The following is a 22,505-nucleotide window of genomic DNA, read 5'->3' as shown; positions in this document are numbered from 1 at the left end:
TTGCCGCCAAAATTGCTAGTCTTACAACTAGCAGTTCTGTTGCAGACAAGGATTCTTCTGTCTTAAAACAATCAAACTTTGATAGTATTATACAACTGGATATAAAGATCGGAACTTTGATTCCAGCTGAAATCTTTTGCCATTGCTTGCTTGACCAATACGTTCCACGTTGCCTGATCAGATTGATACAATTCGACCCCTTGCTTCAAGGCATTCATCAAGTAAAATGGTGAAAACTCTTGAAAGCCAAAGCCGGTACCTTGTTTCGTGATCGGATTATAGGAATCTACCGTATCTTTCAAGCCACCGATTTCGTGAACGACCGGTAATGTACCATAACGCATCGCGATCATCTGTGACAGTCCGCATGGTTCGAAGGCGGAAGGCATCAAGAAAAGATCCGCTGCTGCGTATAACTTTTGCGCCAATGCAATATCAAAAGAAATCGCGGCAGCACATTTGTCAGGATATCTCTGAGCAAAATAGCGAAAGCCTTCTTCAAAATCATGTTCGCCAGTCCCTAGTAAGATGAACTGAACATCAAATTGCAAGAGATTTTCCATTTCTTCAAGGACCAAATGGAACCCTTTTTGAGTGGTCAAACGGCTAACAACAGAAATCAATGGGACATCTTTACGGGTAGGCAAACCAAATTGTTCTTGTAGCGCTCGCTTGTTTTTAGCTTTTCCTGATAAATCTTCGACACTGAAAGGATAGTCCAAATGAGGATCGGTTTCTGGATCGTTCATTTCGTAATCAATTCCGTTTAAAATGCCGCTGAGTTTGCCGCTTTCCATACGTAAAATCACTTCAAGCCCACAGCCGAACTCAGAGGTTTTGATTTCTTCACTATAGGAAGGACTGACCGTCGTGATGCGGTCCGCATACAAGATTCCTGCTTTCATAAAGTTCAAGCAATCGTTTAAACGTAGTGTGCCATCATCGTATCTCTCAGTCCCCATACCAAAAAGATCTGGTAAAATATCGCGACTATACCACCCTTGAAACCCAATGTTATGGATCGTCAAAACGGTGCGTATGTTTTGATACGCTTGAATCCAATGATATTTTTCTTTGATCAAGAAGGGAATCATCGCCGTATGGTAATCATTGACATGCACGATGTCTGGAATAAATTCAATGCGTTCCATCATTTCGATCACGGCTAATTGGAAGAAAGCAAAGCGTTCCCCATCATCATAAAAATCATAGAGCCGTTCGCGGCCAAAATAGTAGAGATTGTCTATGAAATAATAGGTCACAGAGCCTAGAACTAATTTTTTGATCCCACAATATTGCTTGCGCCAACCGACCGCCACTTCAAAGGAAAAACAATCTTCCATTTGCTCCTGGTATTCAGCAGGCATTTTCGTGAAATAGGGTAAGACCACAATCGTCTCGACGCCTTTTTTGACCAATTCTTTTGGTAATGCCCCTGCAACATCCCCTAATCCGCCTGTTTTAAAAAATGGGGCGCATTCCGCTGCTGTAAACAGAACCTTCATGCGCTTGCCCCTCCAATAACGTCTTGGGTCACATGAGAATTTTTCTTAATGACGATTGGCGTTTCTTTGGTTCCTTGCACTTTGACACCTTCTGCGATGGTCACATTTTTATCTAGGATCGCATAAGAGACTTCGGCACCTGCTTTGATCTCATTATTTCCGAAGATGATCGCTCCTTTGACTTTTGCTTCAGGATGGATCTTCGTGCGGCGGGCAACGAGTGACTGTTCGACCGTTCCTTCCACGATGCAGCCAGAAGCAAAGTGGCTATTTTTCACGTCAGATGTTTCTGAATAATACGTTGGCACTTCGTTTTTCAGTTTGGTATAGATCTTTTGATTCGAATAAAGCAACGACGTAAATCTATGCACATCGAGCATATCCATATTTGTTTGATAGTAAGAAGAGATGTCATAAATGTTACTTAAGTAACCAGTGTACTCATATAGACCTGTATTTTCAACAGCGATCATTTCTCGTAAAAATTGACCGAGGTCTGCCGTTGCGCCAACTTTTTGCCCCTCTTTTAGCGCAGCGATCAGACGATCTGTTTGAATGATAAAAATATCCGTACATAAGTTGACAAGGTCACTGACCTCACCTTTTTTCGCTTGGATCGCTTCTTCTAAGTGACCTTCACTGTCTACATTGAACAACAGATCACTTTCGCAAACATTGTCACTGCTGATGCGTTTGTATACGACGGTCATTTCATTGCCTTGTAGCTGATGGATTTTCAGCAAGGCACGCAAATCAATGTTGCATAAGACTTTGCTGCCCATAAAAACGGTATGATCCGATTTGGATTTTTCCAAATAGTCGATGACATTATAATAATACTCTTGTCCTTCTGCTTGCTTTTTCAATGAGTCTTGGAACAGGTGAATAAAGAAACGGTTTTGTACGCCGTCCAAGTTCCACTCTTTTCCGCCACCGATATGATCGAAGACCGACTGCGTTTCTCCTTCATTGAAAATCATATAGACTTGTTTGATATTGGCATTTTCGATACTTGAAAGATTAAAATCTAACAAGCGATATTTGCAGTCAAACAATAAAGTCGACAGCGGACGGTTTTCTGTTAATGGCATCAAGTCTTGGTATCGTTGCAGATTCCCTAAAATCGCACACATTTTATTAGTTCTCATCAATCGTCACCCCTAAAATTTCAGAATAGCCGACTACGGCAATTTCGTCTGTTCCATCGATCTCTGCATCGTCACCAATCACTGCATTTTCCCCAACGATCACTCGGTTTAATTTAACATTTCTACCGATCACCGCTCCAGGCATGATCACGCTGTCCTTGATCGTCGATCCTTCTTTCACCTGCACATTTTCTGATAAAATACTGTGCTCGATCTCCCCTGCAACATAACAGCCATCCATCACGAGAGAGTTTCTCGCAGCCCCGGTCTCAGTCACAAAATGTGGTGGTGCGATTGGGTTTTTAGAAAATACTTGCCAACTTTTATCCCGAATATTCAACTCCATTGCTGGATCAATAAATTCCATATTGGCTTCCCACAATGAATCGATCGTTCCTACGTCTTTCCAATAGCCAGAGAAGCGATAGGCAAAAACGTTGTCGCCGCTTTCGAGATAAGAAGGAATGACATGTTTCCCAAAATCGACCATTTCGCCGTCTTTTGTATAGTTACTCAACAGCATACTGCGCAGACGACTCCAATCGAAAATATAGATCCCCATTGAAGCGAGATTGCTTTTTGGTTCGGCTGGTTTTTCATCAAATTCGATGATACGGTCATTTTTATCGGTGTTCATGATTCCGAAACGCGAGGCATCTTTCATCGGTACTTCGAGAACTGCAACCGTCAATGAAGCATCATTTTCTTTGTGTTTTTCCAGCATTTCTTCATAATCCATTTTGTAGATATGGTCCCCTGATAAAATCAAGACATATTGCGGGTCCATCTCATCGATATAAGCGATGTTTTGATAGATCGCATGGGCGGTTCCTTCAAACCATTTTTCGCCTTCTGAATTTGAATATGGCTGTAAGATCGTCACACCGGTACTAATTCCATCCAATCCCCAGCTTGCACCATTTCCGATATGGTTGTTTAGTGCTAATGGCTGGTACTGAGTGACAACACCCACATTTTTGATTCCTGAATTGACACAATTACTCAACGTGAAATCGATGATCCGATATCTGCCACCAAATGGAACCGCTGGTTTAGCAATATTCTTTGTTAATTTCCCTAATCGAGTCCCTTGTCCCCCTGCGAGGATCATTGCTAACATCTCTGTTTTCATTTTGTTTGGTGATCTACTCACCGTTCCCCCTCTACTCTTTTTTTTGTGCTTTCTTTACTGCTTTTTTTCGAGTCATTTTGATTTTTTCTGGTTTGATGATTAAAGCCCCAAGTGCAGGCAAAATTGTTTTGATTTGATAGTCGTATTGCTTAAAAGGGGTATTACTGGTCTGGCAGTCTGGGTTATTCGCCACCCAAGTTCCACCAAATACATCCCGTTCCGTGTTTAAAATCTCGCGATACGTTCCTTCGTATGGCACGCCGATCGCAAAATCGTGACGCTCCACTGGTGTCAGATTGACAACCACGATCAAGAAATCTTTTTTCGTTTTTCCTTGTCGTAAGAAAGTCAATGTCGTTTCATCTAAGTTGTCTGCATCGATCACCATCAATGAATCTTCTTGATCATCCAATTCCCAAAGGGCTCGTTCTTCTTTGTATAATTCATTCAAGGTCTGGGTGAAGAACTGCATTTTTGCATTGAATGCGTCGTTTAAATCGACCCATTCAAGACCATGATCATATTTCCATTCTAAAAACTGTCCCCATTCACTACCCATGAATAACAGTTTTTTCCCTGGATGCATCATCATGTACGTAAAGAGATTTCGTAGTTGTGAAAACTGTTTGTAGCGGTCTCCCCACATTTTGTGCATCAAACTTTTTTTGCCATGAACCACTTCGTCATGGGAGAGTGGCAAGATATAATTTTCTTGCATCCGATACATGAAAGAAAAAGATAAAAGGCTTAGATGATCTTTACGGAAAATCGGGTCCATTTCGTAAAAACGCAGGACATCATTCATCCAGCCCATATTCCATTTGTAGTCAAACCCGAGAGCGCCTCCTTCGACCATTCCTGTTATTTTGGTCTCGGAAGTACTTTCCTCTGCAATCATGACAACTGCAGGATGGGCTAACTTGATGACTGAATTGAGCTTTTGTAAGAAATAGTACCCTTCAAAATTCCGATTGCCCCCTTCGTGATTCGGTTCCCATGGACCTTCATCATAATCGCGATAGATCATGTTGGAAACGGCATCTACCCGAATACCATCAATGTGGTAAAATTCGATCCAGAACAATGCACTTGAGATCAGAAAGCTTTGGACTTGCGGTTTGCCTAGATCAAAGTTGATCGCACCCCAGCGAACATTTTTCGCACGGTTTTCATCCATGTATTCAAAGGTCGGCGTGCCATCATAATAGGCAAGACTGTCATCATTGACACAAAAATGTCCTGGCACCCAATCAACGAAGACACCTATATTTTCCAAATGACAAGCCTCTACAAAGTCTTGAAATTCTTCTGGTGTCCCATAATAGGAGCTAAGTGCAAAGTAACCAGTCAATTGATAGCCCCAGGAGGTTCCTAAGGGATGTTCCATCAAAGGCATAAATTCGATATGGGTGTAGCCCATTTTTTTCACGTAAGGAATAAGTTCATCTTTTAATTCGGAGAAGCGATAAGGGGTGCCATCTTCGTGGTGCTTCCAGGAGCTGGCATGAACTTCATAAATATTAAGAGGTCGATTAAATGTTTTTTGTCTTTTTTTCCGTCCTTGCCATAACCCATCCCGCCATTTTTTTTGTGGGATCGAATGCAACACGGCAGCAGTTCTTGGTCGAGCTTCAAAATGGACAGCAAAAGGATCGATCTTCAATACTTCTCGTCCATTTGATTGTTTTACTTTGTATTTGTAAAGCTGTCCTTCTTTTACTTGGTTGGTCTCAATTTCCCAAACACCGGATTCCGTCCTTTTGTTCATCGGCAAGGTATCCGTCCATTGGTTGAAGTCGCCAACAAGCCAAACTTGCTGAGCATTTGGTGCCCAAACGCGAAACACGTAGCCATCATCTACTTGATGGGCGCCTAAGAAATGCTGTACATAAAAATTTTCACCACTCAGAAAGTCTTTTTCCGCAGTCAGTACCTGTTGTTTGGTAACCACTCTCTCATCAGTCCTCCTCAAATTCATTTTGATCGTTGACTGAAATGCCAACGAACTTGTTACGCTCTTTCATCTTTTAGAAATCGTTTCAAAATCAACTACATCTCTCTATCTAGCATAGCATAAAACACTGCGCTAGTAACGCAATAACCTTAGTTGCCAGCAAATAATCTTTGACAGAAAAAAACAGCTTGAACGTATCTGTTCAACCTGTTTCAGCTCTACTTTTTAGCTTTTGGAAAATGAAGTATGTGACTACCCATAACTGAAACAAACTTGCTAAAACAAGAATGAAAACTACCATCACTGGAAGTGTTTCAGTTAATTCAAAATATGCCAACAGTGTCCCAAATGCAGAAGAGGCGGAGCAAAAACACCAAAATCGAAACCCATAAAAACTGGTCACCACGGTATAAAGACTGATGATCCCCAACAAGAAGAGCTGAGTAAATCGATCAAATACCGTATCGGTATAATAAATTTCACCTAACAAGGCTTGGATCGCACCAAAACTTGTCGGTACTTTATAAAGCGTCAGCAGAGCGCCGAGCAAGCTGAATGCGCCAATCAGAAGATGACTGCCAGCTAAGCCGATTCGAATGTTTAGTTTCACGCGTCTTTCACAACCTTCAATCTAAAAAAATCCTTTTTCCGCTAACTACTGCTTACACAGCCGTTTTCCTTATTCACTAGAGCCGAAATCATCAGTACTTATTTTGCCTGCCAAAGCTCTTTTGCTTGTCCATCCGTGTAAACTTTATAGACTTTATTTGCCGATGAGGATGTGTTTGTTCGAGCAATCAAGTAATAGTTCCCGTCACAATCAAACTCACCCTCACTTAATAATTTGTAACTCGTCACTGGCCCATTTGCCATTTTCTTTGCTAAGTAACGCATGGCATGAGCTGGATTCACCAGATAGTTTTGATTGATGAGCCAATCAATGATCACGGAAACGATCGTATTTGCCCCAAACCGTTCCTGTTGTTTTAACGCAAGAATGAGATCGCCATCAGAAAAACGCGTTTCATCGATCCCCGCTTTTGTAATTGCTTGCCGAGCAGCTTCTATTTCTGACATTGATACGAACGTGATCATTTCTGCTTTCGTTTTGTTTTGTTCCAACTGTTCAAAATCAACCGTTTTATATCCTTCCATTTTTATATCCCCTTTCAAAGTTCTAGAATCATCATATCATCAAGAAATCAAAACTCCAAACAAAACGATTGTTGTTTTTTAATTTTTATTCATCAAATTATCATTTGAAGAAATAAGAAAAAAAGCTGCTAGAATCGAATCTAGCAACTTTTTAATAGTCAGAAAATTTAAAACAAATAACATAATTATTAGAAATTTTAATTATTATTGAAATAAAGTGTATTGTATGAACCTGATTTGTTTGCCAAGTGAGCGATCACAAGGCGTTGGACGAACAGATCCTTTTCAGAAGACGGATAACGCTCGTTTTTTAGATTATCACAATTTATTTCTTCCAGCAACAAATGTAGCTCAGGGCTTATGATCTCGACCCGTTGAAGTGATTCCAGAAAAATACTCGGACGGACTTTTTTATTTTTACGAATGCGTTCAAGGATCACACTCACTTGGTCTAAGTAATAGACTGGATCGACATCACCGATCAAATCCATTAATTCATCATAGATCGCAAGGGTGCGCAACTGTTCATTCGCTTCAAAAAAAGCAGGCAGTGTTGGTGGCCACTGTGTTTCTGAGTAAGAGATCAACTGAAATTGTTCATGACTCAATGCATAGACCGCTCCTTGTTCAACTCCTTGCTGACAACCGTAAAAGTATTTATTTTCAACACTTGACGCAGCAAAACTTTTGATAAAACCAGCGATTTCTTGTGTTGACCAATTGCGCGCTGCTTGATAGAAATCATCACTTACTTGTATCTGCTGTTGATCATGTTCAGTATAGATGGGGAAGCCTAAATAATAGCGTCGTTCTTGGCGGATGATCAACTTTTCTGCGATCAAGCGGTCAAGAATTTTATCAAAAGAACCATCTGTAAACTTCGATTTTAATGCTCGTAGTGTCGGCGGCTCTTGGCTATTTAATAGCTCCTCTACCAATTCATGGAATTTCGAAGATTCCAGTATCGGTTGCAATGAGCGAAAGTGGGGACTATAAAAAAATTTCACTGCGTGTACTCCTTATCCAAACAATCATGAAAAATGCTGGCTTGATCTACCAAAACAGATCTCACCAGCATTCAGACAGTTAGCTTAATTATCCTTCAAAAACCTCTGTTAATTGAGGTACGATTTGTTTTTTACGAGAAACGACACCAGGTAAAAACGCACGATTGTTGGTTAATGTCGTTTTAAAGGCTGCTTCTACTGGGGCAGTTGGTTCACCAACGACTAGCAGCTCAGAATTACTATCTAAGATATCAGTGGCAACCAGCAAGAACAGATCATAGCCATTTGCTGCCATTGAATCCTTCATAGCCGCTTCCAACTCTGCTTGACGGTCAAAGACTTCTTTTAGATCAACCGTGTTGACTTGTCCGATACGGATGTTTTTAGCACCCATTGGGAAGCTTTTGGCATCTAGGTCCAGCAATTCTGCTGCTGATTTCGTTCCAAGATTCGTACCAGCTTTTAACATATCTAATCCATAGACTTCCAGTTCTACATCTGCTATAACGGCTAGTTCTTTGGCTGCTGTTACGTCTTCGTCGGTACATGTTGGTGATTTAAACAACAATGTATCAGAGATGATCGCTGAGAGCATGATTCCTGCGATCGCTTTTGGAATTTCCACTTGATTTTCTTTGTATAATTTCAACACGATCGTACTTGTACAACCGACCGGCTCTGCACGATAATACAGTGGATTTGCCGTTTCAAAGTTAGCGATACGATGATGATCAACAACTGCCAACACAGTGACATCCGCAATATCCGCTGCACTTTGTTGAAATTCATTATGATCCACTAACATTACTTCTTGGGTTTCCTTTGCCACTGAATCGATCACCCGAGGGGCAGTTAGGCCAAAGGTATCTAACGCAAATTGTGTCTCTTCATTCGGTGTACCAAGCGCTACTGCTTCACAATCTTTTCCAAGTTGATTTTGTAAATTCGCAAAGGCAATTGCTGCACCAATGGCGTCGGTATCAGGATTTTGATGACCGAATACTAATATTTTCGACATTTCTTCATCGCTCCTATTTCAATTGATATTCACTTTCTAATCATAGTAAAAAAACAGGAAAGAAGCAATAGCAATCTCTTCTTTCCTGTTTTGATCAACGGGTTAAGTAACCTTTATAGTCGTCTACATGAAGCAAACGCTTGGCATTTTTCACCCGATCTTCTGTTGGTGGTTCGATCCCTTCAAGGGGATATTTCAAACCAAGCTCATCCCACTTGTATTTCCCCATCGTGTGATAAGGCAAGATCTCTACTTTATCGACATTCTTCAGTGTTTTGATAAACTCATCCAAACGGATCAAAAATTCATCATAGTCGCTTCTAAAAGGAACCAGCACGTGACGAATCCAGACAGGCTGATTGATCTCTGAAAGATAATTCGCCATATCCAAAATATTATCGTTCGATTGGGTAGTCAACTCTTTATGGGCTTTGTTATCGATGTGCTTGATATCAAACAATAACAAGTCAGTAACGGTCATCAGCTCTTGAAACTTGCTAAAAAATGGTTCTTCCCGTGTAAATGGTTTTCCACAAGTATCTAATGTCGTGCTGACACCTTCTGCTTTGGCTTTACGAAACAGATCGATCAGAAAGTCCATCTGAAGCAATGGTTCCCCACCACTGACGGTGATCCCACCTTTTTGTCCCCAGAATTCGCGATATTTCAATGCCTCTTCTAAGACATCATCAGTCGTTCGTTCGACACCGGTGCCAATCTTCCATGTATCTGGATTATGACAAAACTGGCAACGCATGCGGCATCCTTGCATGAATACAATAAAACGGATACCTGGTCCATCTACTGATCCAAAACTTTCTGTTGAATGTACTTGTCCTGTTACTGCCATAATGCTCTTCCTTTCTTCGAAACGACGGATGACCACGCTCCGTCTGATACTTTCAAAACAAGAGGCGGCGGATTTTCCCGTCCGCCGCCTGAAGTTGTTGCTTATTACATTGCTTCGTGCATTGTACGAGCAATCACGTCATCTTGTTGTTCTTTTGTTAATTTAATGAAGTTTACTGCATAGCCAGATACCCGAATCGTTAATTGTGGGTATTTTTCTGGGTGAGCTTGCGCATCAAGCAATGTGTCACGGTTAAATACGTTGATATTTAAGTGGTGACCACCTTTTGCTGCATAGCCATCTAGCATTGTTGCTAGGTTTTCTTGTTGTGTTTCGTCGTCACGTCCTAATGCTTTAGGTACGATCGAGAAGGTGTTTGAAATACCATCTAATGAGTAATCATATGGTAATTTCGCAACTGATGAAAGGCTTGCCAAAGCACCATGCGTATCGCGACCATGCATTGGGTTTGCACCTGGAGCAAATGGTGCGCCTGCACGACGTCCATCAGGAGTGTTCCCTGTTTTCTTACCATAAACCACGTTAGAAGTGATAGTAAGGATCGACGTTGTGTGTTTTGAATCACGGTATGTTTTCGTGCGTTTTACTTTTTTCATGAAGGCTTTCAACAAGTTGACTGCGATATCATCTACGCGGTCATCATTGTTTCCGTATTTCGGATAATCGCCTTCGATTTCGTAATCTTCAACAATGCCGTTTTCATCACGGATCGTACGAACTTTGGCATATTTGATCGCTGATAATGAGTCAACTGCAACAGAGAAACCAGCGATACCAGTAGCCATCGTACGTAGAATGTCTGTATCTTGTAGCGCCATTTCAATGCGTTCATAAGAATATTTGTCGTGCATGTAATGAATGATGTTCAATGTGTTCACATACAGATCACAAATCCAGTCCATCATTGTGTCATATTTTTCCATTACTTCGTTATAATCCAAGTATTCAGAAGTAATTGGTTGGAATTTTGGTCCAACTTGTGCTTTTGATTTTTCATCGACCCCACCGTTGATTGCATACAACAATGTTTTTGCTAAGTTGGCACGAGCACCAAAGAATTGCATTTGTTTCCCGATACGCATTGCGGATACACAACAAGCGATTCCGTAGTCATCGCCCCAATGTCCACGCATCACATCATCGTTTTCATATTGAATCGCTGATGTTTGGATAGACATTTTCGCACAAAATGTTTTGAAATTATGAGGCAAACGTGTTGACCATAAAACAGTCAAGTTTGGTTCTGGTGCTGGGCCTAAGTTTGCTAAAGTGTGTAAGAAACGGAAGCTGTTTTTCGTTACCAGATGACGTCCGTCTTCACCCATACCAGCGATTGATTCAGTTACCCAAGTTGGGTCACCAGAGAACAATGCGTTGTAATCAGGCGTCCGAGCAAATTTCACAAGACGTAGTTTCATGACGAAATGGTCAACGATTTCTTGTGCTTCTTCTTCAGTGATCACGCCATTTTTCAAATCGCGTTCAACATAAATATCAAGGAAAGTTGACGTACGTCCCAATGACATTGCTGCACCATTTTGCTCTTTGATGGCTGCTAAGTAGCCAAGGTATAACCATTGGAATGCTTCTTTCGCCGTTTGAGCTGGTTTAGAAATATCAAATCCGTAAATGTTTCCTAATTCTTTCAATTCGCTTAACGCACGAATTTGTTCACTCAATTCTTCACGTTGGCGGATAATGTCTTCAGACATCGTTCCGTTTCCGCAATACAATAGGTCTTGTTGTTTTTCTTTGATCAAGAAGTCCACACCGTATAATGCCACACGTCGGTAGTCACCAATGATTCGGCCACGGCCGTAAGCATCAGGAAGACCTGTGATTACACCAGAACGGCGCGCTGCTCTGATTTCAGGTGTATAAGCATCAAAAACTCCTTGGTTATGTGTTTTACGGTAGTCACGGAAAATGTGAGAGACTTCCGCATCAATTTCATAGCCATAAGATTCTGCTGCTTGTTCTGACATGCGGATGCCACCAAATGGTTGCAAGCTGCGTTTAAATGGTTTTTCCGTTTGGAAACCAACAACTGTTTCTAGGTCTTTGTCTAAGTAGCCAGGTCCATGAGAAGTGATCGTTGAAACGACTTTTGTATCCATATCCAATACGCCGCCAGCTTCACGCTCTTGCTTGTTCAGTTCCATGACTTGATCCCATAGCTTCGTCGTTGCTTCAGTAGCATCTGCTAGGAATTCATCTGTTCCGTCATAAGGTGTGTAGTTTTCTTGGATGAAGTCGCGTACGTTTACTTCTTCTTTCCAAGTTTTTCCTTTAAATCCATTCCATTGTTCCATTTGATGGACCTCCTTAAATTTTCTGTTCACTAATGTAACAGCTTTACGTGAACAGTATAACACACACCTTAATGATTGCAAGCATTTTCAAGAATTATTTTTAACAATTTATTTTTTTTTAAGATATTAATTACTAAAAACGTTGATTTATAGGTGTTTAATAAATGTGAAACTTTTATTAAAGTACCTTTTTCGTTAATGTGAAAGATTAATTATGAGACAAAAAGCAACCCTTCTGTACTGGTACAGAAGGGTTGCTTTGTTATAATTTATAGTACAGAATCCTCTGCGATTGCAGGACTGATTTGGGTTTTCACTTCGTAGATTTGTCCTCCTGTTTTCTCATCCATGATAAATGAGCCGTTGGAGGTCCGATCATTGATCGGGATTTGGTTGGTGATCACTTCAAAGGATTGTCCTTTTTGATTCGTCACTAGCAGTTGCTGATTTTCCCCACTGCCCATATAGACGACGCGATGAGGATTTTTCTTCAATTCCCGCAAGACCATCAATCCGCGCTTCGCCCGACCTAATTGGTTGATTTCTTGAGCCAACATTCGTTTTGCTGCGCCACGTTGGGTGATCAAAACGATCGGTGTATCCCCTTCTGAATAAACGAGCAACCCATTGATAAGATAATCATCCGCTTTAAGGTTCATCGCTTTGACCCCAGCTGCTTTTGGTCCCACAACAGGCACTTCATTAAGCGGGTAGCGTAAGCCAAAGGCAAGATGACTGACTAAGAATACATCCATTTCTTCCGTTTGATCCGTCAAAAAGACGTTGACCAATTCATCTGATTCATCTTTCAGCTTCATGATCGTCATCGGCCGTGTTTTATAGGTGCGCCAAGGTTCAAATTCCGTCATTCGTGTCTGTTTGATCATACCGTTTTTACTGATCAGCACGAAATTTTTCAATGGATCGATCTCTTTGTAGGCAAAGACCCCAATGATCATTTCATCTTGCGCCAGTGTCATGACTGTTTGCGAAATATGTTCCCCTAAATCTTTCCATTTTAAATCAGGTAATTCATGGACCGGTCGATAGATCGTGTTCCCTTTATTAGTAACCAACAATAGGTGATCCAACGTGTTCATTTGATTACTGTAAAGTAAAGAGTCACCTTCTTTCATGCCGATCTCTTCTGGTTTTGAAGCACCGTAAGAACGCAAGCTGCTGCGTTTGACATAGCCGTCTCTTGTGACCGTCACGACGACTTCTTCTTGGGCGACCAAGACTTGTGTTTCGATCTTGATTTCTTGAATTTCTGCTTCGATCTCAGTCAACCGCGGCGTCGTATATTTTTTCTTGATCTCTCGCAGTTCTTTCTTGATCACTTTCAGCAATTCATTTTCTTCATTCAAAATCGTTGTCAATTCAGCGATCGTTTCTGCAAGTTCTTTTGCTTCTGCTTGCAATTGTGTAATGTCCGTATTGGTCAAGCGATACAACTGTAAGTTCACAATGGCTTCTGCTTGTTCTTCGGTAAAACCATGTTGAACCACCAGATTATTTTTGGCATCTTTTTTGTCTTTACTACCGCGAATGGTAGCGATCACCTCATCAAGGATCGACAAAGCTTTGATCAGCCCATCAACGATATGCTGTCTTTTTTGCGCTTTTTGCAGCTCAAAACGACTGCGTTTTTCGATCACTTCACGGCGATGTTTGATGTAGCTTTCTAAAATCCGCTTTAATCCGACTTGCTGAGGACGCATATTGTCGATTGCCACCATGTTGAAGTTGTAGTTGATCTGCAATTCGGTATTCTTAAATAAATAATTTAAAATCCCTTGCGCATTTGCTTCTTTTTTCAGCTCGACAACGATCTGCAGTCCAGTACGATCTGTTTCATCTCGTACTTCAGCAATCCCATCAATGCGTTTATTCAAACGGATCTCATCCATTTTTTTGACTAAGTTGGCTTTATTGACCTCATACGGGATCTCATTGATGACGATTTGCTGTTTGCCGCCTTTGATGTCTTCGATCTTGGTTTTCGAACGCAGGATCACTTTGCCTTTGCCTGTTTCATACGCTTTTTTGATTTCTTCTTTCCCTTGTAAAATGCCCCCTGTTGGAAAATCAGGGCCAGGAATGTACTTCATCAGCTGATCCAAAGAAGCTTGCGGATGGTCGATCAAATAGATCGTTCCATCGATGATTTCCCCTAAATTGTGGGTAGGGATCTCCGTTGCATAGCCAGCTGAGATCCCAGTTGAGCCATTGACTAACAGATTCGGGTATTTTGCTGGTAGAACAGTTGGTTCTTTTTCAGTATCATCAAAGTTCCAAACCAATTCCACGGTGTTTTTTTCAATATCTTTTAATAGCTCACCACTTAATTCCGAAAGCCGTGCTTCCGTATAACGCATGGCAGCTGGCGGATCACCATCCATACTCCCGTTGTTCCCGTGCATTTCAATCAAAATCTGACGTAGCTTCCAGTCTTGACTCATGCGGACCATTGCTTCATAGATACTCGAGTCCCCATGGGGGTGAAAATTCCCCATGATATTTCCGACAGATTTTGCTGATTTGCGGAAGCCTTTGTCATAGGTATTGCCGTCTTGGTTCATAGCAAATAAAATCCGCCGCTGAACCGGTTTTAACCCATCACGAATATCTGGCAATGCCCGTTCTTGAATAATGTATTTGGAATATCGACCGAAGCGATCTCCCATCACTTCTTCCAATGTCAATTCTTGTATATTGCTTTTGTGTTCCAAGAGACCACCTCCTATTCCTTAACTAACTGTTTGCTGTCTGCTTGTTCGGTATCCATTAATTTTTCATCAACTAATTCAGGTACCGTATCTTCTTTTTTATCCAAAATACTGCCATCTTCTTCTAAACTAAATTGAACATGACTTTCGATCCACTTCCGACGAGGTTCTACCTTGTCCCCCATCAAAGTGGTGACGCGACGTTCTGCTTGGGCAGCATCATCGATCCGTACCCGAATCAGTGTCCGCGTTTCTGGGTCCATGGTCGTTTCCCACAATTGGTCGGCATTCATTTCTCCTAACCCTTTGTAGCGCTGTAGGAGATAGCCTTTGCCGATTTTTTGGGTCAGTTTGCTTAGTTCATCATCGGTCCAAGCGTATTCGACTACTGCTTTTTTCCCTAACCCTTTTGACACTTTGTACAGAGGCGGCAAAGCAATGTATACTTTCCCCGCTTCGATCAAAGGTTTCATATACCGGTAGAAAAAGGTTAAAAGCAGCACTTGGATGTGCGCCCCATCGGTATCCGCATCGGTCATGATGATCACTTTATCATAGTTGCAGTCTTCAATTGAAAACTCTGGGCCAACACCGGCACCGATAGTATAGATCATCGTATTGATTTCTTCATTTTTCAAAATATCCTGCATCTTGGCTTTTTCAGTATTGATGACTTTGCCTCGCAATGGCAAGATGGCTTGGAACTTGCGGTCTCGTCCTTGCTTTGCTGAACCACCCGCAGAATCCCCCTCCACCAAATACAATTCATTTTTCTTAGGATTACGAGATTGCGCAGGTGTTAATTTACCAGAAAGCAGTGACTCGCCTTTTTTGCGTTTCTTTCCAGTACGGCTTTCTTCTCTCGCCTTTCTGGCAGCTTCACGGGCCTCTCTTGCCTTGATCGCTTTACGAACCAGCATTTGACTCATTTCACTGTTTTCTTGTAGATAATAGCCTAGCTGCTCACCAATCACATTGTCTACCGCATTTCTTGCTAAGGGTGTCCCTAATTTCCCTTTGGTCTGTCCTTCAAATTGCAAAAGATTTTCTGGCACGCGGATCGACAGAACTGCCGCTAACCCTTCACGGAAATCACTGCCTTCAAGGTTCTTATCTTTTTCCTTCAACAAATTGACCTTGCGGGCATACTCATTGAAGGCTTTGGTCATTGACGTCTTCATCCCAACTTCATGGGTACCGCCATCTTTGGTACGTACATTGTTGACAAAGGACAAGACGTTTTCTGAATACCCATCATTGTATTGAAAGGCAAGCTCTACTTCGATGGCTTCTTTCGTGCCAGAAAAATAAACCACTTGGGTCAAGGTATCTTTTTCTTCATTTAAATAATCAACAAATTCTTTGATGCCTTCCTCATATAAAAAGACTTCATGAATCGGTTCTTCCCCACGTTCGTCCGTCAGGGAGATTTTGACCCCTTTCAACAAGAACGCTGATTCTCTCAAACGTTCAGCGAGAATCTCATAGGAGAATTTGGTTGCAGAAAAGATTGTATCATCTGGTTTGAACGTAACGGTTGTTCCCGTTGGTTTACGGGTTTTGCCGATTTTTTTCAAAGTACCTGCTGGTTTCCCGCCGTCTTTGAAGCTCTGTTTGTATTCGATACCGTCTCGAACGATGACCACTTCTAGCCAGCTGGATAAGGCATTTACAACACTGGCACCAACCCCATGAAGGCCGCCAGAAGTTTTGTAGCCGCCTTGGCCAAACTTTCCGCCAGCATGTAACACGGTGAAGATCACTTCAACAGTTGGGATTCCAGATGCATGTGTCCCGACCGGCATTCCCCGACCATTGTCTCGAACACTGATACTATTGTCTTTATGGATCGTAACATCGATTTCATTGCCGTATCCTGAGAGTGCCTCATCAACCGCATTATCGACGATTTCATACACTAAGTGGTGCAAGCCGCGGCTATCGGTCGAGCCGATATACATTCCTGGCCGTTTTCTTACTGCTTCCAAACCCTCTAAGACCTGAATGGAAGCATCATTATATTCTGTGGTTTTCTTTGCCAAACCCACCGCTCCTTTAATCTTGATCAGTCCTTTTCTAATGCTGAAAGGACTGCAAAAAAAATCTTAACACAAAATACGCTTTTTTCAAGCGAACATTTTTCTAAACTATCTTATCCTTTTTCCTTTGTTTGCACAAGCTAGAGTCGCAAAATGGCTTGTTTGTGTTTCACAGCTCTGAGAAAAGCTGTTTTTCTTCTTTGTCTGACCAGCGAAAGATTTTCTTATTGTTGGAAAGGCGTTTTCATGCTAAAATTGCCCTAGCCTTGCAAAGAAAGTTGGTTATTATGAATACGATTCTTTTATTTATTGTTGCTTACCTTTTAGGTTCGATCCCCTCTGGTGTTTGGATTGGCCAACTGTTTTTCAAAAAAGATATTCGCCAATTCGGCAGCGGCAATACGGGAACGACCAATACATTTCGCGTCTTAGGAAAAAAAGCCGGCATCGTTGTTTTATTGATGGATATCTTAAAAGGAACTTTGGCGACCAGCTTGCCAGTCATCTTTGGTCTCCATACTGTCAATCCGCTCTGGTTTGGGGTCTGTGCGATCTTAGGTCATACCTTCCCGATCTTTGCCAAATTTAAAGGCGGCAAAGCAGTGGCGACAAGTGCTGGGATGCTCTTAGGATACAATCCGCTCTTTTTCATTTATTCTTCATTGATTTTCGTTATCTGTCTTTATGTGACAAGTATGGTGAGCCTGACCAGTATGATCGCGGCGTGTTTGATCACCTTATCGACGATCGTCTTGCCTTTTATCGCTCCTGCGATCTTGCCTGAGCAAAATTGGCTGCTGACCTTCATAGCGATCGGCGTAACGATTTTTATCTTTATTCGCCATCGTGAAAACATTACCCGCATCAAAGATGGGACCGAAAGTCGAGTACCCTTTGGACTGAATAAGGGTCAAACGAACAAATAAGCAGAAGCTGAGAAAAGTCATTGCGCTTTTCCCAGCTTCTTTTTTCATACGTTTATTTAACTGTGATGGAGTACTTTGTTTCAAACAGTTCGTCAGGTGGAAGTGCTTGAATCCCCAGCTTTTCTGACAGCTCACCGGAGGCTTCTAGCGTATCTGCGATGCCGCACCATGGTTCAATACATAGAAATGGCGATTTCACTGGATATGTGGACCAAAAACCGACATACGGCATATTATTGTAGCTTAACGTGACACTATGAGGCGATTTTTCACTGCGAATCGAGTAGGAATGTAATCCTTTCGTTTCATAAACTAGCGCATCATTTGCAAACATGTCATGGGTCAAGCGTAGATCCGTATTCGTTTGACCGAGTGTGCGTTGCTCATAATCAATATAGTTGCCTTTTAACGGCAATTTCACCCGTGATTTCTTTGGAGAAAAAGAAAGATAATAGTCTTCAAAAGTCAGCCCTTTTTCAAGTGGGACGTTGAATGCAGGGTGTCCACCAATGGAGAAATAGAGTTCTTTTTGACCGCTATTCTTCACTTGGTATTTGACGACTAAGCCATCACCGCCTAATTCATAACTGACATACAGCTGAAAATCAAACGGATACTTTGCTTTGGTTTCAGTCGAACTTTCTAGTAAAAACAAAGCGTAATCTGTGCGTTGTTCAACGACAGTAAATAACATGTCTCTGGCAAATCCATGACGAGGCAAATGATAACTCTTGCCCTCATGTTGATAGGTGTCCTCTTTTAACGCACCCACGATCGGAAATAAGATCGGTGCATGCTTTCCCCAGTGGTTTGGATCAGCTTGCCAAATATATTCAAGGTCATTGCTCGTATCGACTAAGCTTTGCAGCTCAGCCCCTTTTTCTGCAATTTTTGCTTGCAGATGACCGGCCGTGATGGTAACTGTCATGGTCTCATCTCCTAATATTGATGTTTCGTCAATTCCTCTTTAAAGCGGCTGTTAAGCACTTTTAAATAGGTGCCTTTCATCCCCAAAGAGCGGGATTCAATAATACCGGCAGACTCTAATTTACGCAAAGCGTTCACGATCACCGAACGGGTGATGCCGATACGGTCAGCGATACTTGATGCGGTCAAACGACCTTCGTCTCCTTCTAATGCCTCAAAAATAGCTTGAACAGCTTTTAGCTCACTATAAGAAAGCGTGTTGATCGCCATTTGAACAGCTGTGGTACTGCGAACATCTTCTTCGATACTACGGGATTTTTGGTACAAGAATTGCATACCAACAACCGTCGCACTATATTCCGCTAATACCAAATCATCATCATCAAAGGATGTATCGATTCTGGAAAGAATGATCGTCCCTAAGCGTTCTCCTGCACCGTAGATTGGTACGATGGTTGTTAGTCCGTTGGGATACAGCTCTCGGCCTTCCACAGGAAAAGCCGTCATATCGTCACTGATCGGCACATTGGCTTCTGTGGAAGTCAGGTGATCGACTAAATCTGTATAATTTTTAGGAAACTGTTTTTCGACAAACATTTTTTTGATGCGCTCATTATTGACATCATGGTTCTCAACAAAACCTAACACGCTGCCGTCGACGCTAATAATATACGCATTGCTGTCTAGGATGTTTCCTAAAATGACAGCCATTTTGTCGTAAGGCAAATCAGAAGCTAAATTAAAGGTGTTTTTTTGCTGCAATAATTCGTTGATTTGTCTTGTCTTTTCTAATAATGTTTTCATTGGTCCGCTCCCTTTATAAAATATACCGGCTTAAGTCTTCATCTTTTGCGATTGACGCAAGTTTTTCTTCCACATACGCTTCTGTGATCGTGATTTCACCCATTTGCATCTCAGATGCTTCAAACAATAGATCTTCAAGTAGTTTCTCTAGGATCGTATGCAAACGACGGGCTCCGATATTGTCGGTATCGCGATTCACTTGATACGCGATTTCGGCAATTTTTTCGATGGCTTCCATCGTAAAGACCACTTTGACATTCTCGGTTCCTAACAAGGCAACGTATTGTTTGACTAAGGCATTGTTTGGTTCCGTTAAAATTTTAACAAAGTCTTCCTTCGTCAAGTCATCCAGCTCCACGCGGATCGGGAAACGCCCTTGCAACTCAGGGATCAAATCGCTTGGTTTCGATAGATGGAATGCGCCTGAAGCGATAAAGAGAATATGGTCGGTTTGTAACGTTCCATATTTCGTATTGACTTGTGAGCCTTCAACGATCGGCAAGATATCTCTTTGCACCCCTTCACGAGAAACTTCTCCTGATTGCTGCGATTTCGAAGATACTTTGTCGATTTCATCAAGAAAAATGATGCCGCTAGATTCCGCCAAACGTAATGCTTCGCTATGAATATCCGCGTCGTTGACCAGTTTGGAGGATTCTTCTTGAATTAACAATTCCCGCGCTTCTTTCACGGTTACTGTGCGTTCAATTTTCTTTTGCGGTTTCAATGCACCTAATGTTTCATTCAAATCAATGCCCATTTGTTCTAAGCCATTGTTCATCATTGGCGCTTGATTTTTCGGTTCATCGACTTGGATCGTCACTTCTCGGTTATCCAAAAGGCCTTTTTCTAATTGTTCGAAAATCGCTTGGCGATTGCTGCGAATCTCATCTGTCAATTCTTCTTTTGGTTCTTCTGGTTGTTGTGCGGCGTTGAACATATTCATCATTTGTTCATAAGGATTGGTGTTCTTTTTCTGTTCCTTTTTAATACCAGGAACTAAGACTTTTACTAAACGACGATTGGCTTTTTTCTCCGCTTGGATGCGTACGTTTTTATATTGTTCTTTTTTCACGATTTGGATCGCGTTTTCTACAAGGTCACGAACCATCGATTCTACGTCTCGACCGACATAACCGACTTCTGTGAATTTCGTTGCTTCTAGCTTAACAAAAGGCGCATCAACGATTTTCGCTAACCGTCGCGCAATTTCCGTTTTCCCAACACCCGTTGGTCCAATCATCAAAATATTTTTTGGTGTGACATCTTGCTGCATTTTTTCATCTAATTGCAGTCGGCGGTAACGATTTCTTAATGCAACCGCCACTGATTTTTTGGCATTGGTTTGTCCAACGATGTATTCATCTAATTCTTTCACGATCTCTCGTGGTGATTTGTTTTGGTTTGTCATATCGTCATCCCTCTTTAAAACTCTTCTACAATGATATTGTGATTCGTAAAGACACAAATGTCTGCTGCGATATTCAAGGCACCTTCAGCGATTTCTTTGGCAGATAGTTCACCGCCATAACGTTTCATCGCACGGGCTGCCGCCAAGGCATAGTTTCCACCTGAACCGATAGCTAAAATCCCTTCATCTGGCGAAATGACCTCACCTGTCCCTGAGACTAAGAGCATCTCCTTGTCATTCATGACGATCAGCATCGCCTCTAATTTTTGCATCGATTGCTGCGTCCGCCATTCTTGTGCCAATTCTACTGCAGCTCGTTGCAAGTTTCCGTTGTATTCATTGAGTTTTCCTTCAAATTTTTCTTCCAAGGTAAAGGCATCTGCCACACTACCGGCAAAGCCAACGATCACTTCACCGTTGTAAATTCGACGGACTTTCCGAGCGGTTCCTTTCATAACGACCTGTTCTCCCATCGTTACTTGACCATCACCAGCCATGGCAAACTTGCCATCTTTTTCAACCGCACAGATGGTGGTTGAATGAAATTCTGACTTCATTTACGTTCCTCCTGTACCAATTTTACGCACGTGGATGAAATTGGCGATAATTTTTTTGTAAACTGTCTTTGGTGACATGCGCATAGATCTGTGTCGTAGATAGATTGGCATGCCCCAACAATTCTTGAACGGTCCGCATATCGGCTCCGTTGTTTAATAGATGGGTCGCAAACGTATGCCGCAGCATATGAGGATGGATTTTACTATCTAAACTGCTTTTTCGGATGATTTGATTCAACACATACTCGATCCCTGTTGCAGTGATCCCATCACCTAGATGATTCACGAAGAGGACCTCGTGTTCCTTGTTCTGCTTTTCCATCAGTTGCTTGCGTCCTGAGGAAAGATAGCGCTTGACTGCCGCTTGTGCGTAACTGCCGAAAGGAACATAGCGATCTTTGTTGCCTTTTCCGTGGATCAGCAAAACGCCGCTTTCCCAATCGATCGCGCCCAGCGTCAGACTGCTACACTCGCTGACCCGCAGACCTGAACCATAAAGGACTTCTAACAATGCTTGATTGCGCTGTTGTAATGGCTCATCACCAGCGACACTTTGAAAAAGAGCATCCATTTCCTTTTCATAAAAAAAACGCGGTAATTTAGCGTTTTTCTTTTTTAAATGAATGTAGGCGAAGGGATTCTCTTTGACGATCTCATGCTTGGTTAGAAATTGGTAGAATGAACGCAAGCTAGCCATTTTCCGACTGATGGAATTACGGCTATACCCTCGTTCCGTCAAGTAGCTCAAATAGACACGAACATCACGATACTCCACCGCTAACGGGTCTTCATTGCCAGACTCTTTCAAGAAGTGAAAAAAATCGTTCATATCTTCTTGATACGCTTTTTTTGTCTTTTCCGAATACCCTCTTTCAACAATAAGATAACGAAAAAACTCTTCTTGTAATTGATCCGTTTGCAAAGTAACCCCCCTTTTCATGATTCGAAATAACTTTAGCATAGACCACAAAAAAAAACAAATGAATTGTCAGAATTTAATCAATATTTCA

18 protein-coding genes are annotated in these 22,505 nt (G+C 41.8%); 1 reads left to right on the top strand and 17 read right to left on the bottom strand.

Annotation, left to right across the window (positions count from 1 at the left end; genetic code table 11):
- Nucleotides 1-71: 71 nt before the first annotated feature.
- The 12 genes from glgA to parE form a co-directional block, all read right to left on the bottom strand.
- The gene (gene glgA, locus IGJ05_RS01095; protein WP_010749405.1) at nt 72-1,505 is read right to left on the bottom strand and encodes a glycogen synthase GlgA; all 1,434 of its coding nucleotides are present in this window, start codon (nt 1,503-1,505) and stop codon (nt 72-74) included.
- Nucleotides 1,502-2,653 (bottom strand): glucose-1-phosphate adenylyltransferase subunit GlgD, encoded by a 1,152-nt coding sequence (gene glgD, locus IGJ05_RS01090; RefSeq protein WP_266166569.1) that lies wholly within the window; start codon nt 2,651-2,653, stop codon nt 1,502-1,504. The genes glgA and glgD overlap by 4 nt, the downstream gene beginning before the upstream one ends.
- Nucleotides 2,643-3,785 (bottom strand): glucose-1-phosphate adenylyltransferase, encoded by a 1,143-nt coding sequence (locus tag IGJ05_RS01085; RefSeq protein WP_016610807.1) that lies wholly within the window; start codon nt 3,783-3,785, stop codon nt 2,643-2,645. The genes glgD and IGJ05_RS01085 overlap by 11 nt, the downstream gene beginning before the upstream one ends.
- A 31-nt stretch (nt 3,786-3,816) precedes the next feature.
- The gene (gene glgB / locus IGJ05_RS01080; protein WP_266166583.1) at nt 3,817-5,763 is read right to left on the bottom strand and encodes a 1,4-alpha-glucan branching protein GlgB; all 1,947 of its coding nucleotides are present in this window, start codon (nt 5,761-5,763) and stop codon (nt 3,817-3,819) included.
- Between the two features lie 178 nt (nt 5,764-5,941).
- Entirely contained in the window at nt 5,942-6,349 is a 408-nt protein-coding gene (locus tag IGJ05_RS01075) for a hypothetical protein (RefSeq protein ID WP_005229650.1), read from the bottom strand.
- 98 nt (nt 6,350-6,447) lie between these two features.
- Nucleotides 6,448-6,894 (bottom strand): hypothetical protein, encoded by a 447-nt coding sequence (locus IGJ05_RS01070; RefSeq protein WP_266166568.1) that lies wholly within the window; start codon nt 6,892-6,894, stop codon nt 6,448-6,450.
- A 197-nt stretch (nt 6,895-7,091) separates the two neighbouring features.
- The gene (locus tag IGJ05_RS01065) at nt 7,092-7,901 is read right to left on the bottom strand and encodes a DUF1803 domain-containing protein (protein WP_266166567.1); all 810 of its coding nucleotides are present in this window, start codon (nt 7,899-7,901) and stop codon (nt 7,092-7,094) included.
- An 88-nt stretch (nt 7,902-7,989) separates the two neighbouring features.
- Nucleotides 7,990-8,919 carry a manganese-dependent inorganic pyrophosphatase gene (locus IGJ05_RS01060; protein WP_015510000.1) on the bottom strand — a complete coding sequence of 310 codons (930 nt, stop codon included), beginning with the start codon at nt 8,917-8,919 and terminating at the stop codon, nt 7,990-7,992.
- Between the two features lie 94 nt (nt 8,920-9,013).
- Nucleotides 9,014-9,769 carry a pyruvate formate-lyase-activating protein gene (gene pflA, locus IGJ05_RS01055; protein WP_010749400.1) on the bottom strand — a complete coding sequence of 252 codons (756 nt, stop codon included), beginning with the start codon at nt 9,767-9,769 and terminating at the stop codon, nt 9,014-9,016.
- 104 nt (nt 9,770-9,873) lie between these two features.
- Nucleotides 9,874-12,102, bottom strand: coding sequence for a formate C-acetyltransferase (gene pflB / locus IGJ05_RS01050; RefSeq protein WP_266166566.1), 2,229 nt, complete (start codon nt 12,100-12,102; stop codon nt 9,874-9,876).
- 269 nt (nt 12,103-12,371) lie between these two features.
- Nucleotides 12,372-14,834 carry a DNA topoisomerase IV subunit A gene (parC, locus tag IGJ05_RS01045; protein WP_016610800.1) on the bottom strand — a complete coding sequence of 821 codons (2,463 nt, stop codon included), beginning with the start codon at nt 14,832-14,834 and terminating at the stop codon, nt 12,372-12,374.
- Nucleotides 14,835-14,845: 11 nt separating this feature from the next.
- Nucleotides 14,846-16,873: a DNA topoisomerase IV subunit B gene (parE, locus tag IGJ05_RS01040; protein WP_074535153.1), complete on the bottom strand. Its 2,028-nt coding sequence runs from the start codon at nt 16,871-16,873 to the stop codon at nt 14,846-14,848.
- Between the two features lie 284 nt (nt 16,874-17,157).
- Here parE and plsY point away from each other — a divergent pair, with 284 nt between their 5' ends.
- The gene (gene plsY / locus IGJ05_RS01035) at nt 17,158-17,796 is read left to right on the top strand and encodes a glycerol-3-phosphate 1-O-acyltransferase PlsY (protein WP_015510003.1); all 639 of its coding nucleotides are present in this window, start codon (nt 17,158-17,160) and stop codon (nt 17,794-17,796) included.
- Between the two features lie 52 nt (nt 17,797-17,848).
- On the opposite strand, the gene IGJ05_RS01030 is transcribed toward plsY, so the two are convergent.
- The 5 genes from IGJ05_RS01030 to xerC are packed head-to-tail and all read right to left on the bottom strand — an operon-like array spanning nt 17,849 to nt 22,456.
- Complete coding sequence (locus IGJ05_RS01030; RefSeq protein WP_060792222.1) at nt 17,849-18,724, bottom strand: aldose 1-epimerase family protein; 876 nt, start codon at nt 18,722-18,724, stop codon at nt 17,849-17,851.
- 11 nt (nt 18,725-18,735) lie between these two features.
- The gene (gene codY, locus IGJ05_RS01025) at nt 18,736-19,527 is read right to left on the bottom strand and encodes a GTP-sensing pleiotropic transcriptional regulator CodY (RefSeq protein WP_005229632.1); all 792 of its coding nucleotides are present in this window, start codon (nt 19,525-19,527) and stop codon (nt 18,736-18,738) included.
- A gap of 13 nt (nt 19,528-19,540) precedes the next feature.
- A complete protein-coding gene (hslU, locus tag IGJ05_RS01020) occupies nt 19,541-20,938 on the bottom strand; it encodes an ATP-dependent protease ATPase subunit HslU (protein ID WP_010749393.1) in 1,398 nt (465 codons plus the stop codon).
- A 14-nt stretch (nt 20,939-20,952) separates the two neighbouring features.
- Nucleotides 20,953-21,495, bottom strand: coding sequence for an ATP-dependent protease subunit HslV (gene hslV, locus IGJ05_RS01015; RefSeq protein WP_005229630.1), 543 nt, complete (start codon nt 21,493-21,495; stop codon nt 20,953-20,955).
- Nucleotides 21,496-21,517: 22 nt separating this feature from the next.
- Nucleotides 21,518-22,456 (bottom strand): tyrosine recombinase XerC, encoded by a 939-nt coding sequence (gene xerC, locus IGJ05_RS01010; RefSeq protein WP_080544137.1) that lies wholly within the window; start codon nt 22,454-22,456, stop codon nt 21,518-21,520.
- Between the last annotated feature and the right edge of the window lie 49 nt (nt 22,457-22,505).

This window comes from Enterococcus sp. AZ167 (assembly GCF_051714025.1).
Taxonomy (GTDB): domain Bacteria; phylum Bacillota; class Bacilli; order Lactobacillales; family Enterococcaceae; genus Enterococcus_D; species Enterococcus_D casseliflavus.
Note: the sequence above shows the minus strand (reverse complement) of the source record. Positions and strands in the feature narration are given on the sequence as shown.